At 68.0% G+C, this 16,235-nt stretch carries 15 protein-coding genes; 10 read left to right on the plus strand and 5 right to left on the minus strand.

Annotated features, from left to right (window positions below):
- The first annotated feature begins 6 nt into the window (after positions 1–6).
- From kdpB to TS85_RS00405, 9 genes are read left to right on the plus strand one after another with little or no spacing between them, the layout of a single operon-like run.
- A complete protein-coding gene (kdpB, locus tag TS85_RS00365) occupies positions 7–2,022 on the plus strand; it encodes a potassium-transporting ATPase subunit KdpB (RefSeq protein WP_044329704.1) in 2,016 nt (671 codons plus the stop codon).
- A 22-nt stretch (positions 2,023–2,044) separates the two neighbouring features.
- Positions 2,045–2,641 carry a potassium-transporting ATPase subunit KdpC gene (kdpC, locus tag TS85_RS00370; RefSeq protein WP_044329705.1) on the plus strand — a complete coding sequence of 199 codons (597 nt, stop codon included), beginning with the start codon at positions 2,045–2,047 and terminating at the stop codon, positions 2,639–2,641.
- On the plus strand, positions 2,638–5,292 hold the full coding sequence (locus tag TS85_RS00375; protein ID WP_044329707.1) for a sensor histidine kinase: 2,655 nt from the start codon (positions 2,638–2,640) through the stop codon (positions 5,290–5,292). Before kdpC ends, TS85_RS00375 begins: the two co-directional genes overlap by 4 nt.
- Positions 5,289–5,972, plus strand: a complete 684-nt coding sequence (locus tag TS85_RS00380; protein ID WP_044329709.1) for a response regulator — start codon at positions 5,289–5,291, stop codon at positions 5,970–5,972. Before TS85_RS00375 ends, TS85_RS00380 begins: the two co-directional genes overlap by 4 nt.
- A gap of 40 nt (positions 5,973–6,012) precedes the next feature.
- Positions 6,013–6,735: a response regulator gene (locus TS85_RS00385; protein ID WP_044329711.1), complete on the plus strand. Its 723-nt coding sequence runs from the start codon at positions 6,013–6,015 to the stop codon at positions 6,733–6,735.
- Positions 6,732–8,066: a sensor histidine kinase gene (locus tag TS85_RS00390; RefSeq protein ID WP_044329713.1), complete on the plus strand. Its 1,335-nt coding sequence runs from the start codon at positions 6,732–6,734 to the stop codon at positions 8,064–8,066. The genes TS85_RS00385 and TS85_RS00390 overlap by 4 nt, the downstream gene beginning before the upstream one ends.
- A 35-nt stretch (positions 8,067–8,101) precedes the next feature.
- Complete coding sequence (locus TS85_RS00395) at positions 8,102–9,112, plus strand: SMP-30/gluconolactonase/LRE family protein (protein WP_044329715.1); 1,011 nt, start codon at positions 8,102–8,104, stop codon at positions 9,110–9,112.
- A gap of 29 nt (positions 9,113–9,141) precedes the next feature.
- Positions 9,142–9,888, plus strand: a complete 747-nt coding sequence (locus tag TS85_RS00400) for an NUDIX hydrolase (RefSeq protein WP_044329717.1) — start codon at positions 9,142–9,144, stop codon at positions 9,886–9,888.
- Positions 9,885–10,616, plus strand: coding sequence for an extensin-like domain-containing protein (locus TS85_RS00405; protein ID WP_044329718.1), 732 nt, complete (start codon positions 9,885–9,887; stop codon positions 10,614–10,616). The genes TS85_RS00400 and TS85_RS00405 overlap by 4 nt, the downstream gene beginning before the upstream one ends.
- Positions 10,617–10,645: 29 nt before the next feature.
- Here TS85_RS00405 and TS85_RS00410 read toward each other — a convergent pair whose 3' ends face one another.
- Positions 10,646–11,197, minus strand: coding sequence for a hypothetical protein (locus tag TS85_RS00410; RefSeq protein WP_044329719.1), 552 nt, complete (start codon positions 11,195–11,197; stop codon positions 10,646–10,648).
- 410 nt (positions 11,198–11,607) lie between these two features.
- Between TS85_RS00410 and TS85_RS00415 the strand changes: the two genes are divergently transcribed.
- Complete coding sequence (locus TS85_RS00415; RefSeq protein WP_044329720.1) at positions 11,608–12,192, plus strand: CHAP domain-containing protein; 585 nt, start codon at positions 11,608–11,610, stop codon at positions 12,190–12,192.
- Between the two features lie 7 nt (positions 12,193–12,199).
- Here the strand turns inward: TS85_RS00415 and msrB are convergent, their stop codons facing one another.
- The 4 genes from msrB to TS85_RS00435 form a co-directional block, all read right to left on the minus strand.
- Entirely contained in the window at positions 12,200–12,682 is a 483-nt protein-coding gene (gene msrB / locus TS85_RS00420) for a peptide-methionine (R)-S-oxide reductase MsrB (RefSeq protein WP_044329723.1), read from the minus strand.
- An 84-nt stretch (positions 12,683–12,766) separates the two neighbouring features.
- Positions 12,767–14,002, minus strand: coding sequence for a cytochrome P450 (locus TS85_RS00425; protein WP_044329725.1), 1,236 nt, complete (start codon positions 14,000–14,002; stop codon positions 12,767–12,769).
- Between the two features lie 58 nt (positions 14,003–14,060).
- A complete protein-coding gene (locus tag TS85_RS00430; protein WP_044329727.1) occupies positions 14,061–15,290 on the minus strand; it encodes an ABC transporter permease in 1,230 nt (409 codons plus the stop codon).
- Positions 15,287–16,204 (minus strand): ABC transporter ATP-binding protein, encoded by a 918-nt coding sequence (locus tag TS85_RS00435; protein ID WP_044329729.1) that lies wholly within the window; start codon positions 16,202–16,204, stop codon positions 15,287–15,289. The genes TS85_RS00430 and TS85_RS00435 overlap by 4 nt, the downstream gene beginning before the upstream one ends.
- Between the last annotated feature and the right edge of the window lie 31 nt (positions 16,205–16,235).

Here is a 16,235-nt window from a genome sequence, read left to right on the forward strand (position 1 = left end):
TTTGTCATGACAAACGCATCCTCGATGTTTTCCGCCAAGCTCGTCGCGCCGGCGATCGGCGACGCTTTCAGGAAGCTCGCCCCGCGCCAGCTGGTGAAGAACCCCGTGCTCTTCACGACTGCCGTGGTCGCGGCGCTTCTGACCGTGCTGGTGTTCCTCGGCGGCGACGGGCTCTCGATTCCGTTCCAGCTCCAGTTGATCGTGTGGCTATGGCTGACGGTGCTGTTCGGCACCTTTGCCGAGGCGCTGGCCGAGGGGCGGGGGCGCGCACAGGCGGCGTCGCTGCGCGCGGCCAAGAGCGAGCTGAAGGCCACGCTGCCCGACGGTAGCGTCGTCCCCGCGACCCAGCTGCGCAAGGGGCAGGTGGTGATGGTCCGGACCGGCGACCTGATCCCCGCCGACGGCGAAGTGATCGAGGGCGTCGCATCGGTCAACGAAGCCGCGATCACCGGCGAAAGCGCGCCGGTGATCCGCGAAGGCGGCGGGGATCGTTCGGCGGTGACGGCGGGCACGCGCGTCATCTCCGACTGGATCAAGGTGCGCGTGACGCAGGAGCCGGGCGAAGGCTTTCTCGACCGGATGATCGCCTTGGTCGAAGGCGCCGAGCGGCAAAAGACGCCGAACGAGATCGCGCTGACGATCCTGCTGGTCGGGCTTACGATCATCTTCCTGATCGCGGTCGGGACGATCCCCGGCTTTGCCGCCTATGCCGGGGGCGCGATTCCCGTGGCGATCCTCGCGGCGCTGCTCATCACGCTGATCCCGACGACGATCGCCGCGCTCCTCTCTGCGATCGGCATTGCCGGGATGGACCGGCTGGTCCGCTTCAACGTGCTCGCCAAGTCGGGCCGCGCGGTCGAGGCGGCGGGGGATATCGACGTGCTGCTGCTCGACAAGACCGGCACGATCACGATCGGCGACCGCGCCGCGAGCGAGTTCCGCACGCTGTCGGGCGTCAGCGGCGATGACCTTGCCGAGGCGGCGCTGCTGGCGAGCCTCGCCGACGAGACGCCCGAGGGGCGTTCGGTGGTGACGCTGGCGCAGGGCCGCTACGCGGTCGCGACGCGCAGCCTTCCCGCCGATGCCGAGATCATCGCCTTTACCGCGCAGACTCGCATTTCGGGCGTCCGCACCGGCGGCAGCCTGATCCAGAAAGGTGCCGTCGATGCGGTGCTGCGCGCCAATCCGGGCGCAGGGACGAGCGCGGCGGCAACCGAATTGCGCCGGATCACCGACGAGATCGCGCGTTCGGGCCAGACGCCGCTGGCGGTGGCGCAGGATGGCCGGCTGCTGGGCGTCATCGCGCTCAAGGATGTCGTGAAAGCGGGCGTGCGCGAACGTTTCGTCGAACTGCGCCGCATGGGCATCCGCACCGTGATGATCACCGGCGACAATCCGCTGACTGCCGCCGCGATCGCCGCCGAGGCGGGGGTCGACGATTTCCTCGCCGAGGCGACGCCCGAGGACAAGCTGGCGCTGATCCGCAAGGAACAGCAGGGCGGACGGCTGGTCGCGATGTGCGGCGACGGCACTAACGATGCGCCAGCACTGGCCCAGGCCGATGTCGGCGTGGCGATGAACACCGGCACCCAGGCGGCGCGCGAGGCGGGCAACATGGTTGACCTCGACAGCGATCCCACGAAGCTGATCGAGATCGTCGGGCTGGGCAAGCAATTGCTGATGACCCGCGGCGCGCTGACGACCTTCTCGGTTGCCAACGACGTTGCGAAGTATTTCGCGATCATCCCGGCGATGTTCGTCACGCTCTATCCGGGGCTGGGCGTACTCAACGTGATGGGGCTGGCATCGCCGCAGAGCGCGATCCTGTCGGCGATCATCTTTAACGCGCTGATCATCCCATGCCTGGTGCCGTTGGCGCTGAAGGGCGTGGCCTATCGCCCGATGGGCGCGGGCGCGCTGCTGGCGCGCAACCTCGCGGTCTATGGCCTGGGCGGGCTGATCGCGCCGTTCGTCGGAATCAAGGCGATCGACCTGCTCGTCGCCGGCCTCCACCTCGCCTGATCCGAACCAAGGACATATCGACATGCTTCGGGATTTCACCACTGCATTCCGTCCGGCGATCGTGCTGGCCGCGCTGTTCGCCCTGCTGCTCGGGCTTGCCTATCCGGCGGCGCTCACCGGGATCGGCCAGCTTGCCTTTCCGGAACAGGCCAATGGCAGCCTGATCCGAGACGAGGGCCGCGTGGTCGGCTCCGCGCTGATCGGGCAATCCTTTGCCGGTCCCGGCTATTTCCATGGCCGCCCCTCCGCTGCGGGTGCGGGCTATGACGCAATGGCCTCGTCGGGCTCCAACCTCGGCCCGACCAGCCAGGTGCTGGCCGATCGGGTGAAGGCCGATCTCGCCGCCAATACCGCCGCACCAGCCAATCGGGTTCCTGCCGATCTGGTGACTGCCTCCGCCTCGGGGCTCGATCCCCATATCAGCCCCGAGGCGGCCTTGTATCAGGCGGATCGGGTGGCGGCGGCGCGCGGCCTTTCGCGCGATGCGGTGCGCGCGCTGGTCGCGCGACAGACCGAGGCGCCGTTGCTGGGCATGTTCGGCGAGCGCCGCGTGAATGTCCTGCTGCTCAATCGCGCGCTCGACAGAGCGGCACGCGCGGGCGCAAAAGCCGGCGCGTGACCGACGATAGACCCGATCCCGAGGCCCTGCTGCGCGCCACCGCGCAGGAGGGCCGTGGCCGTCTGAAGCTCTTCCTCGGCGCGGCGCCGGGCGTAGGCAAGACCTATGAGATGCTGCGCGAGGGCGTGGCGCGGCTGCGCGCGGGCGTTGATGTGGTGATCGGGATCGTCGAGACGCATGGCCGCGCGGAGACCGAGGCGCAGGTCCAGGGGCTGGAGATCGTGCCCCGCCGCGCCGTCGACTATGAGGGCCGCAGCCTCGACGAGATGGACGTCGATGCGATCCTGGCGCGGGCGCCGCAACTCGTGCTGGTCGACGAGCTGGCGCACACCAACGTACCCGGAAGCCGCCACGACAAGCGCTACCAGGATGTCGAGGAGCTGCTGGCGGCGGGGATCGACGTCTATTCGACGGTCAACATCCAGCATCTGGAGAGCCTGAACGACGTCGTCGCGTCGTTCACCAAGGTCCGCGTGCGCGAGACGTTGCCCGATCGCGTGCTCGAAAACGCCGAGATCGAAGTCGTCGATATCCCCCCGGACGAGCTGATCGAGCGGCTCCGGGAGGGGAAGGTCTATATCCCCGAGGAGGCGACCCGCGCGCTGGGGCATTTCTTCTCGAAGTCGAACCTCTCGGCGCTGCGCGAACTCGCGCTTCGCCGCGCGGCGCAGGCGGTGGATGCACAGATGCTCGACTATCTGCGCGCCCATGCGCTGGCGGGCACCTGGGCCGGTGGCGACCGTGTCGTGGTGGCGGTCCACGAACTGCCCGGCGCCGCCGAGCTGGTGCGCGCCGCAAAGCGTGTCGCCGACGCACTACGCGCGCCCTGGACCGCAGTGCATATCGAGACGCCGCGTGCGGCGCAGTTCAGCGACGCGGAGAACGCCCGACTGGCCGCGACGCTGCATCTGGCCAGCCAGCTTGGCGCGCAAGTGGCGTCGGTGCCCGCCGAATCGGTTCTCGCGGGGCTGAAGCGCTTTACGGTCGAGGCTCGGGCGACGCAGTTGATCGTCGGCAAGTCGGCGCGATCGCGCTGGTTCGAGTTGCGGCACGGATCGGTGGTCGACCGGCTGGTGCGCGAAACCCCCGGAATCGCCGTGCATGTCCTGCCGATGGCGGAAGGCGCACCCGCGCCGCGACAGCGCCCGCGCCGCGGCCCCGGCCATGGCTGGGGCAAGCCCATGGGCTATGCCGTATCGCTGGGGCTGACCGGGCTGGTGACGCTGGTCGGCGCCAGCATGGGCAACGTCACCAATATCGGGCTGCTGTACCTGCTGCCGGTGATGGTCGCGGCGACGCGCTATGGCGTGCGCACCGGCGTCGTCACCGGGCTCGCCTCGTCGCTGGCGTATAATTTCTTCTTCATCCCGCCGACCCACACGTTCACGATCCAGGACCCGCAGAACATCCTGACGGTGCTGACGCTGATGGCGGTGGCGGTGGTGAGCAGCCAACTCGCGGCGCGGGTGCGCGCCCAGGCGGTGCTGGCGCAGCGCAGCGCGGGACAGAATAGCGCGCTCGCAGGCTTTGCGCGGCTGCTGACGGGCACCAGCAAGCGCGACGAGCTGGGCCAGATATTGTGCGCCGAAGTGGGCCGGTTGCTCGATGCCAGCACCGTGCTGCTGCTGCCCGAGCACGGCGAGCTGGCGTTGGTGGCCGCGTTTCCGCCCGAGGACCGGCTGGAGGCGATCGAGCAGGCGGCGGCGCGCTGGGCCTTCGATCATAACCAGCCGACCGGGCGCGGATCGGATACGCTGACCGCATCCGAATGGCTGTTCCACCCGCTGGCCGCGGGCGGGCGCGTGCTCGGCGTGATGGGGCTGGCGCGTCCCGACGCGACGACGGTGCTGCGTTCGGACCAGCTGCCGCTGCTGCTGAGCTTGCTCGACCAGGCGGCGCTCGCGCTCGAGCGGATGGCGCTGGAGGCGGAGATGGCGACGGTGACGCAGCTCAAGGAGCGCGATCGCCTCCGCGCCGCGCTGCTATCGTCCGTCAGCCACGATCTTCGCACTCCGCTGACCACCGTGCTGGGGATGCTGGCGGAGATGGAGCCCGCGTCGCCCGAACAGGCCGGGCAACTCGCCGCCGCACGCAGCGAGGCGGAGCGGCTGCACCGCTTCGTCGCGAACCTGCTCGACATGGTGCGGATCGAATCGGGCGCGCTGCACCAGGCGATCGAGCCGGTCGACCTGGCCGAAGCGGCGGCAAGCGCGGTCCACGACCTTCGCCGCGCGCTGGAAGGGCATGCGATCCGGCTGGACGTGTCGCCCGAACTTCCCTTTGTCTCGGTCGATGCGCAGCTATTCCACCATTGCCTGATCAACTTGCTCGAAAACGCCGCGAAATATGGCGATTCCGGATCGCCCATCACGATTTCGGCGCGGCGCCAGCCCAGCGGCATGACGCTTAGCGTGCTCGACGAGGGGCCGGGGCTGGCGGCGGGGGAAGAGAAGCGCATCTTCGAAACCTTTGCCCGGATCGAGGGGTCCGACCGCAAGGGCGGCACCGGGCTGGGGCTGGCCATCGTCAAGGGCTTTGCCGAAGCGATGGGGCTGCGCGTCGATGCCGCCAATCGCGCCGATGGCGCCGGGGCGTGCTTCACGCTGCGAATCCCCGAAAGCCATTTGCGCAAGGGCGGGGGCGGCGAATGAGTATCCAGCCGAAGATATTGGTCGTCGACGATGAGGCCGCGATCCGCAGGCTGCTGGCGACTGGGCTGGCCCGGGCGGGCTATCGCGTGGTCGAGGCGGCGAATGCGCGCGAAGCGATGGCGGCGATGCAGATCGACAAGCCCGATGCGGTGCTGCTCGACCTGGGGCTGCCCGATCGCGACGGGCTGGAACTGGTCCCGCTGATCAAGGCGGCGGGCGCGGCGGTGGTGATCGTGTCGGCGCGGGACGCGACCGATCAGAAGGTAACCGCGCTCGACCTGGGCGCCGACGACTATGTCACAAAGCCATTCGATACCGAGGAGATATTGGCGCGCATCCGCACTGCGCTGCGCCACCGGCTGTCCGCCGAGGCGGAGGCGGCGGTGGTCCGGATCGGTATGGTGGAGATCGACCTGACCGCCAGGCTGGTGCGCAATGGCGGCGTGGAGGTGCACCTGACTCCGAAGGAGTTCGGCTTTCTCGCCGAACTCGCAAAGCATCCCGGGCGAGTGATCACGCATGTCCAGCTTCTCCGGACAGTGTGGGGGGCCGGGCACGAAAGCGACGTCGAATATCTGCGCGTGGCCGCGCGCGGAGTCCGCAAGAAGCTTGAGAGCGAAGGGGCCCCCGCATCGTTCATTCGCAACGAGCCCGGGATCGGATATCGGCTGATGGCTTGAATCAGTGCAATTCTCCCGCGACTTGACGTAGAATAGCCGGATGCTCGGCTCCAACGACATGACAGGCGATTCGGCGAGGCTTCTGGTTGTCGACGATGATCGCGACATTCGGATGCTGCTCGCCAGCAGCCTGGGCGCGCGCGGATACCAGGTCGAAACCGCCGCCAACGCGCGCGACATGGACGATATATTGGCGCGAAAGCCGATCGACCTGATCATTCTGGACGTGATGATGCCGGGCGAGGACGGGTTGTCGGCCTGTCGGCGCATCGTCGGCAATGGCGGGCCCGAAGTCATCCTGCTGAGCGCGCTGGGCGAGGAGCAGGACCGGATATTGGGGCTGGAAGTCGGCGCCGGCCATTATTTGCCCAAGCCGTGCAGTCCGCGCGAAATCCTGGCGACGGTGCGTGCGGCGCTGCGTCGGCGCGGATCGGCGGCGGTGCCGGTGGGCGAAGCCTATGCCTTCGAAGGCTGGCGGATCGACCTGGGCTCGCACGAGCTGTTCGATCCCGACGGCGTGCTGGTCGGGCTGACCGATGGCGAGTTTGCGGTTCTGCGGGTCTTCGTCGAGCGCCCGCGGCGCGTATTGTCGCGCGAGGCGTTGCTGTCGGCGGCGCGCGGCCCCGATTCGGACGCCTATGACCGCGCGATCGACGTGCAGGTCAGCCGGCTGCGGCGCAAGCTGCGCGCCCGCGGCGAAGAGATCATCCGCACCGTCCGCAACGAAGGCTATCTGTTCGTACCGCGCGCCGTTCGCATATGAATCGATTGCAGGGCAGGGCGCGCACGTCGCTGTTCCTCCGCGTCTTCGCCCTGATGCTGTTGTGCGTCGGCGCGGTGCAATTGTTGAACTTCGCGCTGCTGATCGCGGTGCAGCCGCCCGCGGGCAAGATCTACACCGTGGGCCAGCTTGCCGAGGCGCTGACCGATGCCGATGCCCGCGCGGGTTTCCGCGTGACCAGGCTTACGCATGTCGAACCCGCGCCCTGGCACCCGCGCGCGGAGCGGCTCCAGCTGGCGCTGGCGATGGTGATGGGGGTCGCGCCCGACCGCGTCCAGATCAGCTTCCCGGCGCCGTTTCTCCAGCGGGCGCCGGTCTATGACCGGACCAGCGTGCCGCGCGTCGATGCCGCCACGATCCGCCCGGTGGCGCGCGATCTGGTGTTGATCGACGGTTTCCGCGCCGAGTTCCGGCGGGATGACGGCAGTTGGCTGCGCGTCGAATCGAACCGGGTCGTCGATCCGTGGCGGTGGTTCGTGCTGTTCTGGCTGGTGTTGGCGGTGGTCGCGGTGGCGCCGTTCGCCTGGATGCTGGCGCGGCGGCTGGCGGGTCCGATCGGCGCGTTTGCGGCGGCAGCGGAGCGACTGGGGCGCGATCCACGCGCGGCGCCGCTGACGCTGGCCGGGCCCGCCGAAATTGCGGACGCTGCGGCGGCGTTCAACCGGATGCAGGCGCGGCTCAACCGCTATGTCGATGATCGCACGACGGTGATGGCGGCAATTGCGCACGACCTGCGCACCCCGTTGATGCGGCTGGGGCTGCGGCTGGAGGGCACCCCCGAGCCGGTGCGGGAGGCGTGCGAGCGGGACATTGGCGAGATGCAGGCGATGTTGTCGGCAGCGATGGCCTATGTCCGTGACGCCGGGTCGCTGGCGGGATCGCGGCGACCGCTGGATCTGCGCTCGCTGGCGGAGACCGTGGTGGACGATATGAGCGATCATGGCGACCCGGTGACGATCGCGACGGGCGCGCCGGTCGTCGTCGAGGGCGATTCGGTGGCGCTGAAGACGCTGCTGACCAATTTGGTGAGCAACGCTGTCAAATATGCCGGCGATGCGACGGTCGCGATCTCGCGCGCGCAGGGGCAGGCCGTGGTCGAAATCCGCGACCATGGTCCCGGTATCCCCGCCGAGGAAATCGATCGCGTGTTCGAACCGTTTTTCCGCAGCGAAAAGTCGCGCAGCCGCGATACCGGCGGCACCGGGCTGGGGCTGGCGAGCGCGCGGGCGGTGGCGCGGGCGCATGGCGGCGAAGTGACGCTGGAGAATTGCCCCGAAGGCGGGCTGGTCGCACGGGTGACGCTGCCCGCCTGATCAGGCTATGCCGGGGTAACGAGGAGAGGGAAGTCATGGTTGAGACGACACGCCGGGCATTGATCGCCGCCATCGCGGCGGCGCCGCTGCTGCCCGGACTCGCGCGCGCTCAGGCGACGAGCGGGATCACCCGGCTGGACCCGGCGCTGGACGCGATACTGGACGCCCGTGTCCCGATCGAGAGCATCGCCGATGGCATCCAATGGGCCGAGGGGCCGGTTTGGGTCCGCGAGGGCGGTTATCTGCTCTTTTCCGATCCGCCCGTGAACATCGCCTATCGCTGGAAGCAGGGGGAGGGCAAAAGCGTCTTCCTCCAGCCATCGGGCCTCGCCGGCCCGGTCCCCGCAGCGCTCCGCGAGCCCGGATCGAACGGGATGGTGCTGGATCGCGAGGGCCGGTTGGTGATCGCGGACAGCGGGACGCGCGCGATCGTGCGCGTCGACCTGAAAACCCGCGAGAAGACGATTCTCGCCGATCGGTTCGAGGGCAAGCGGCTGAACAGCTGCAACGATCTGGTGATCGCCGCGGATGGCACGATCTACTTCACCGATCCGCCTTACGGCCTGACCGAGGGCGATACGTCGCCGCTGAAGGAGCAGTCGGTCAATGGCGTCTATCGGCTGGCGGCCGATGGCACCGTCACGCTGGTCGACGGGACGCTTACCCGGCCCAATGGCATCGGCCTCTCGCCCGACGGTCGCGTGCTCTATGTCTCGGTCTCCGATCCGGCGACCGCCTATATTTATGCCTATCCGATCGATCGCGCAGGCCAGCAGGGGACGCGAAGCGTGCTTGCCGACTTCCGCGCCGATGCCGCGAAGGGCCTGCCGGGCCTGCCCGACGGGATGAAGGTCGCCGCGAGCGGGCATTTGTTTGCCAGCGGGCCGGGTGGCATCCATATCCTCGATCACACCGGGCGGCGGCTGGGGCTGATCTCCACCGGCCAGTCGGCGGCGAACTGCGCGTTCGGCGAGGACGGGCGGACGCTGTTCATCACGTCGAGCGACAAGGTGTTTCGCGTGCGGCTGAAGATGTCGGGGTGGTGAGCGCCGCGCCGGCCCCCTAAGTCAGGGACATGGACCAGCCCGAGGCGATACCCGCCGCTACTGTCATCGTGATGCGCGAGGTCGCCGGCGGCCCGCCCGAATTGCTGATGGTCGAACGCGCGCGGGCGATGGCGTTTGCGGGTGGCGCGCTGGTTTTCCCCGGCGGACGGATCGATCCGGGCGATCGGGCATTGGCCGCTCTGATGGCTGGAGATCCCGACGATATGGCCGCGCGCGTGGCGGCGGTGCGCGAGACGCTGGAAGAGGCGGGAGTCGCCGTGGGCGTCGACCTTCCCGGCGATGCGATTCTGGGGCTACGCGAGCGGATTTACGCCGGTGCCCCGATGGGCGCCGAAATCGCCGCAGCGGGCGGCATGTTGCGGCTCGATGCGCTGATCCCCTTTGCCCGCTGGCTGCCGCACGGGGTGCCGCATCGGGTGTTCGACACGCGCTTCTACCTCGCGCAAGCGCCCGCCGATGCGGAACCGGTCGTCGACGGCAACGAGAATGTCCGCGTGTTCTGGAGCAGCGCGCGCGCGGTGCTCGCCGCCGCGGATGCCGGGGCCGCCACGATCATTTTCCCGACGCGGCGCAATCTGGAGCGGATGGCGCTGTTCGGGTCCTTTTCCGACGCCGTCGCCGATGCGCAGGCGCATGCGATCCGCCCGATCACGCCGTGGATAGAAGCGCGCGAGGGCGTCGACCATCTCTGCATTCCCGATGACCTGGGCTATCCGGTGGCCGCGCAGCCGCTCAGCGCGGTGCGGCGGGCGTGAGGGCGGTCCGCCAGGTGCTGACCGCGATTGTAGTCGCCGCGGTGTTGCTGGGCGTGGCCTTCGCGATCTATGCGATGGTGCGCAGCCGTCCGCAGGACCTGCCCTGGACTCGGCTGGACCTCGGGGCGCCGATCGGGGCGTTTACCGGGCGCAAGCTGGCAGGGCTGACCGACGATTATGCCGGGTGCCGGGCGCAGTTGCGCGCCGCGGGGGTGCGCTACACGATGCTGCCGCCGGTCAAGTCCGACGGCAAATGCGGCTATACCGACGCAGTCCGCTTCGCGCCGGGCGGGACGCAGCAGATTGCGTACAGCCCCGCGCGGCTCGGGGTCGCGTGTCCGGTCGCGGCGGCGCTGGCGGTGTGGGAATGGAATGTGCTCCAGCCCGCTGCGCAACGCCATTTCGGCGCGCGGGTCGAGACGATCGAGCATCTCGGGAGCTATTCGTGCCGCCGTCTCTATGGGCGCGGGTCGGGAGATTGGAGCGAGCATGCGACCGCGGACGCGCTCGACGTCGCCGCCTTCCGCCTGTCGGACGGAACGCGGGTCAGCGTGCTGGCCGACTGGGACGAGGGCGGGGAGAAGGCCGCGTTCCTCCATGAGGTACGGACGGGTGGATGCCGGCTGTTCTCGACGGTATTGTCGCCGGATTACAATGAAGCGCACCGCGACCATTTGCACCTCGACCAGGCCGAGCGCGGCGAAATGGGCTGGCGGGCGTGCCGCTGACCCCTCCCGCTGGGGAGGGGTGGGGCGGGTCAGTTGGGCAGGGCGGTGGCGTCGACCTTTTCCACCCATTGCGGGAAGAACGCCGGCTGGCGGTTCGACCAGCCCGACGCGGTCGCTGCGGCTTCGCTGATCGACTGGAGCAGCTTGCGGCGCAGGTCCGGGTGCAGATGCGGCAGAGCCGCCGCCGAGCAGAACGCCGCGGGAAGCCAGGGCCGCACCTCGGCGCCGATCAGCCGCTCGTACAGGAAGCGATAGGCCGAAAAGGTCGTCAGCCGCCCCTGGCTCAGATCGAATGCCGATACGGTGACCAGCGGCGCCATGAACGGCTCGATCGTGTCGAGATCGCTGTCCTCGGGCATCAGCGCGCGGACTTCGGCAAGCCGATCGTACATCCGCGCCTGCGCCCGGATGCTCGCCGCCTCGACGACGTCGCGCGACCAGCGCTCCAGTGCGTCGTCACGTTCGAGCCCGATGTCGAGCGAGCGGCGCACATAGCGTTGCGTCGCCGCGGTGAACCCTGCGAATTCCTTCATCTCGGCCAGCGTCATGGCGCCTTCGGCCGGCTTCATTCTCGATGCCATTCTACCGTCACTCCCACCCAGTCGAAACCCTCCGACCCGGATCATGCGGCTGTTTGGTTAACGCGCCGCTTAATGCCGTGTCGTCCCCCGTTCATTATAGGAACCCGAAAGGTGTTGCGGCGCAACATGCATTGCGGCGAACCGAGCAAATTCGGGCGAAAATTTCGTCGGCGATGATGCGATTGCGCAACATACGGCGAATTTCTGCCATTTCCGCATTGCGGCGAACATCAACGGCTCAGGAATGATCCGGAGGCAAAAAAGGGGTGCGATGAACCGCCCGCCGCAAGTTCCTGCAGCCCATCGGCTCGTCGCAACGGTTCGTCGGATCGGGCGATCCGGGGGGTGTACCGGTCTTCTATGATCTGAGTATGAACCTGCAACGAACAACTTCCTTGACCGGGGGGTCCATGAATTTCCGAGTTTTCGCAGCGCGTTTTGCGCTGGTGGCGGCGTGCGCCCTGATGACGGCGGTCCCGGCCCAGGCCAAGGGGACCTTCTGGCAGTGCGTGACCTATGCCCGCGAAATCTCGGGCGTGCAGATCCGCGGCAATGCCTGGACCTGGTGGGCGCAGGCCGCCGGCCGCTATGAGCGCGGCAATGCGCCGCAGGTCGGCGCGGTGATGTCGTTCCAGCGCACGCGCAAGATGCCGCTCGGCCATGTCGCCACGGTGTCGCAGGTCGTCGGCGAGCGTGAAGTCCTCCTCACCCATGCCAACTGGTCGCGTCCCGGCCGCGTCGAGCGCGACGTTCGCGCGATCGACGTGTCGGCGGCGGGCGATTGGAGCAAGGTCCGCGTCTGGTTCGGACCAATCGGCGGGCTCGGCACCTCGACCTATCCGGTCAACGGCTTCATCTATGCGGCTCCGGCGTCCGATCGCGGCTGGGAAGCCCCGCTCATGGCAGATGCCGGGGTCAAGGCCAGCCCGGTGCTGGTCGCCGCGCTCGATGCCAGCCTTCGCCCCGAGAACCTGCTGGCGGTCGGCGTCAATTGATCGCCGGTCAGGCCCTGGCCCGGAAGGTCATCGCCACACCGTTCATGCAATAGCGAAGCCCGGTCGGCTTCGGGCCATCGTCGAAAACATGCCCCAGATGCCCGCCGCAACGGCGGCACCGCACTTCGGTCCGCGCCATGCCCAGGGTGCGATCGGTCCGGGTCACCACGGCATTGGCGAGCGGCGCGTAAAAGCTGGGCCAGCCGGTGCCGCTGTCGAATTTGGTCGACGACGAGAAGAGCGGCAGCGCGCAGCCCGCGCAGGCGAATACCCCGGCGCGATGCTCGTTGTTGAGCGCGCTCGAATAGGGGCGCTCGGTCCCGTCGTTGCGCAGGACATTGTAGGCGGCGGGTGAGAGGCGCTTCTTCCACTCGGCATCGCTGAGCTGGAACGGGAATTTCTGCGCGGCCTCCGCAGGCTCGGAACTGCACGCGGCGGTGAGCCCGCCGAACGCGGCGACGGTGACGAAGGTTCGGCGATCGACGGTCATGGTTCGGCTCCCGGCTGGTTGGTGCGATATAGGTTCGTATCGCGCCGCCGAAAGGATGCGGCTCGCGCCGATTTCATCGCGCGATCAATAGCGGCTGAGCTCGACCGGCAATTTGCGATAGCCATGCACGAAGCAGGCGGCGACTCGCTCGGGTGCGCCCACCACATTGACCCGCAGCCGGCGACGCGCCATCTCCTCGAGCAATATCCCGATCTGTAGCTCGGCCAGCCGCGCGCCGACGCAGCGATGGATGCCGTGCCCGAACGCCAGGTGGCGGCGGGCATTCTCGCGGTCGAGGCGTATCCGGTCGGCATCGGCGAACACCGATTCGTCGCGATTGGCCGATACATACCACAAAGCGAGCTTGTCCCCGGCGCGGATCGTCTGCCCCTCCAACTCGGTATCCGCCGTCGCGGTGCGGCGCATGTGCGACAAAGGCGTCTGCCACCGGATGATCTCCTGGACGGCATTGGGGATCAGCCCCGGATCGGCCTCGAGCTTTGCCCGCTCGTCTGGGAACAGGTCGAGGCCATAGGCGAAGGCGCTCATCGAATTGCGCGTCGTGTCGTTGCCGCCGACAATGAGCAGGATCAGGTTCCCGAGGAACTCATGCTGGTCCATGTGCGACATCGCATCGGAATGGATCATCATCGAGATCAGGTCGGGGGTCGGCGGCTTGCCCAGCTTGCTCTGCCACAGAGTGCCGAAATAGGCGGCGCATTCGAACAGATGCTGGAGCCGCTCCTGCTTCTTGATCGGGTCCTTGGCGATTTCGATATCGCCCGCCCAGTCGGACCAGAAGGTGAGCTTGCGCCGGTCGGCCCAGGGGAAGTCGAACAGGATCGCCAGCATCTGCGTCGTCAGTTCGATCGAAACCGAATCGACCCAGTCGAACGTCTCGCCGACGGGAAGCGAATCGAGGATTTCGGCGGATCGCGCCCGGATATTCTCGCGCATCCGCGCCATTTCGCTGGGCGTGAAGGCGGGCGCGACGGTGCGGCGCTGGCCGGTGTGTTTGGGCCGGTCCATCGCGATGAACATCGGCATCTTGATATCGCCCTCCTGCAGATCGGCGACGGTGATCCCGCCTGCTTCGGACGAATAGAGCTCAGGCAGCGATTCGACTGCGACGATGCCCTTGTAGCTCGACACCGACCAATAGGGGCCGAAGGCGCTGTCCGGCGTGTAGCGCACCGGCGCCTCGGCGCGGAGCTGGCGAAAGGGTTCGTGCCAGGTGTCGTCGCGGTACAGTTCGGGTCGGGTCACGTCGAGCGGATCGACGCGCGAGCCGGGCGCGGTTTCGGGCGCAAGCGTTGCCATGATGCCTCTCCTGTCTTTTTGGCAGGAGACGCCTAACTGACAATCCTGTCAATAGCAGTCAGCGTGCGAACAGCCGCCGCAGGCGAAGCTTTGGACTCCCCGATTTGAGCACCCCGCGACGGAACCAGCGCGCGCCAAGCCCGACGGTGATCGCGACCCATAGCAACTGCCACGCCAGCGCCGCGCCGTGGCGCCACAATTCGGGGGAATTGCTGGCCCGCGCGATCATCGCGAAGGGCGAGCTGAACGGGAACAGTTCGGCTGCGGTCGCCATCCAGCTATCGGGATTGTTCGCCGCCGAGAGCGAGGCGCCGAACATCAGCATCTGAAAGATCGTGATCGGAAGCGACAGCATCTGCAGTTCGCGCGGAGTCGAGGTCTGCGCGCCGATGCCCAGGAACACTGCCCCCAGCAGCATATAGGCCATCGTGAAATAGGCGACGAACAGCAGCGGATAGGCGATCGGGCCGACCGCCGCGCCGGTGCTGAACAGCCCGTCGGCGATCGCTGGGGGAAGGAACTTCGCGGCATTGGTGAGCAGCGTCGCCCAGAACAGCAGGAACAGCAGCGCCGAGCCGAACATCCCGATGAGCTTGCCCAGGAACACGCTTTCCAGCGGAACCGCGGCGGCGAGGATTTCGATCACCTTGTTCGACCGCTCCTCGGCCATCGTCCCCACGGCCTGGCCGGAGAGGAACAAAGTGAGGAAGAAGATCGCGAACACTCCGATCGCCGCAGTCTGGCCGCGGCCGCCCGTCGACACGCTGCCGCGCTGGACCACCGTCTTGGTCACGGTGCTCAGCGGCGCAGTGCTGCCGAGGCGTTGCGCGCGCAGGGTCTGTTCGGCGACCTGCGCCAGGAACTGCGCCTCGGTCCAGCCGCGGGGGAGGTACAGGATTTCGGGGGCGTTGAGCGGGCCGTACAGCACCGCCGCGACGTCGGTCTCGCTGTCGATCAGCGCGCGTGCCTGCGCCGCGGGATCGCCGGCGGGCGCCGCGATCGTGAGCGGGGGCGGCATCAGGTCGCTTTTCCTCGGAAACAGCGCGCGCAGCTGGCGGTCGGTCTGGCGCAGCGTCGCGGCCTGTTCGGCGGGGGCGATCACGATCATCTGAAGCCGGCTGTCGTCGCCGACGATCGACTGGGCGCCGAGCCCGCCGACCGTGCCGAACCCGATCATCAGCGCCGGCGCGAGCAGGAACAGCAGGAAGGTGGGGGTGAACACCGTGGCGATGAAATCTCGCCGCGCGACGGTCATCGTCTGGCGCAGCATGCGTCGGAACTTGTTCATGCCGCGGCCTCCAGCGCCTGTTCGCCGACGATCCGCACGAAGGCGTCGTGCAGCCCGGGACGCTCGATCGAGAGCCCCGACACGCCGTGGCCGCCATCGATCAGCCGCACGAGCAGCGCCTCGATACCCTCGTCGGGCACGGTGAAGCGCCAGCTGCCATTCTCGCGCTCGGCATCGGCCGGAAGCAGCGCGCCGGCACCGTCGGCATCATAATGCGGGGTGTAATGCGCCTTTAGCGGCAGCGTCGCGCGGGCATCGGCGACAGTGCCCTGGAAACGCACCTTGCCGCCGGCGATGATCGACAGCCGGTCGCACAGCCGTTCGGCATGCGCCATGACATGCGTCGAGAACAGGATCGTCGCACCGCGATCGCGCTGGACGCGGATCAGCTTCTCCAGCCGTTCCTGGTTGACCGGGTCGAGCCCCGAAAAGGGTTCGTCGAGCACCAGCAATTCGGGCTCGTGGACCACCGATCCCAGCAACTGGACGAGCTGCGCCATGCCCTTGGACAGTTTGCGGATCTTGTCGTCGACGGCATGGCCGAGCCCGGCAGCCTCCATCAGCGTCACGGCGCGCTTGCGCCCGACCGCCCAGGGCAGCCCCCGCAGCGCACCCATGAACGCGATCGCCTCGCGTGCCTTCATGTTCGGATAGAGGCCGCGTTCCTCGGGCAGATAGCCGACCTGGTCGCTCGCCTCCGAAGGCGCGGAATGGCCGAGCAGCATCCGCTCGCCCGCATCGGGCTCGATAATGCCCAGCAGCATCCGCAGCGTCGTGGTCTTGCCTGCGCCATTCGGGCCGAGCACGCCGTAGACCTCGCCGCGGGTCACGGCGATGTCGACGCCATCGACGACCCGCCGGTCGCCGAAGCGCTTGACGAGCCCCTTGGCGCTTACCGCCAATTCGCTGCTCACTTTGTCGCTCTCCCTGTTCGGATTTCGTGGT

This window comes from Sphingomonas hengshuiensis, from assembly GCF_000935025.1.
Taxonomy (GTDB): domain Bacteria; phylum Pseudomonadota; class Alphaproteobacteria; order Sphingomonadales; family Sphingomonadaceae; genus Sphingomonas; species Sphingomonas hengshuiensis.

What these genes read in the sequence shown, in the direction of transcription:
- kdpB (WP_044329704.1), top strand. Translation starts at nt 7, where the DNA reads ATGACAAACGCATCCTCGATGTTTTCCGCCAAGCTCGTCGCGCCGGCG.
- kdpC (WP_044329705.1), top strand. Translation starts at nt 2,045, where the DNA reads ATGCTTCGGGATTTCACCACTGCATTCCGTCCGGCGATCGTGCTGGCC.
- TS85_RS00380 (WP_044329709.1), top strand. Translation starts at nt 5,289, where the DNA reads ATGAGTATCCAGCCGAAGATATTGGTCGTCGACGATGAGGCCGCGATC.
- TS85_RS00385 (WP_044329711.1), top strand. Translation starts at nt 6,013, where the DNA reads ATGCTCGGCTCCAACGACATGACAGGCGATTCGGCGAGGCTTCTGGTT.
- TS85_RS00390 (WP_044329713.1), top strand. Translation starts at nt 6,732, where the DNA reads ATGAATCGATTGCAGGGCAGGGCGCGCACGTCGCTGTTCCTCCGCGTC.
- TS85_RS00395 (WP_044329715.1), top strand. Translation starts at nt 8,102, where the DNA reads ATGGTTGAGACGACACGCCGGGCATTGATCGCCGCCATCGCGGCGGCG.
- TS85_RS00400 (WP_044329717.1), top strand. Translation starts at nt 9,142, where the DNA reads ATGGACCAGCCCGAGGCGATACCCGCCGCTACTGTCATCGTGATGCGC.
- TS85_RS00410 (WP_044329719.1), bottom strand. Translation starts at nt 11,197, where the DNA reads ATGGCATCGAGAATGAAGCCGGCCGAAGGCGCCATGACGCTGGCCGAG.
- TS85_RS00415 (WP_044329720.1), top strand. Translation starts at nt 11,608, where the DNA reads ATGAATTTCCGAGTTTTCGCAGCGCGTTTTGCGCTGGTGGCGGCGTGC.
- msrB (WP_044329723.1), bottom strand. Translation starts at nt 12,682, where the DNA reads ATGACCGTCGATCGCCGAACCTTCGTCACCGTCGCCGCGTTCGGCGGG.
- TS85_RS00425 (WP_044329725.1), bottom strand. Translation starts at nt 14,002, where the DNA reads ATGGCAACGCTTGCGCCCGAAACCGCGCCCGGCTCGCGCGTCGATCCG.
- TS85_RS00430 (WP_044329727.1), bottom strand. Translation starts at nt 15,290, where the DNA reads ATGAACAAGTTCCGACGCATGCTGCGCCAGACGATGACCGTCGCGCGG.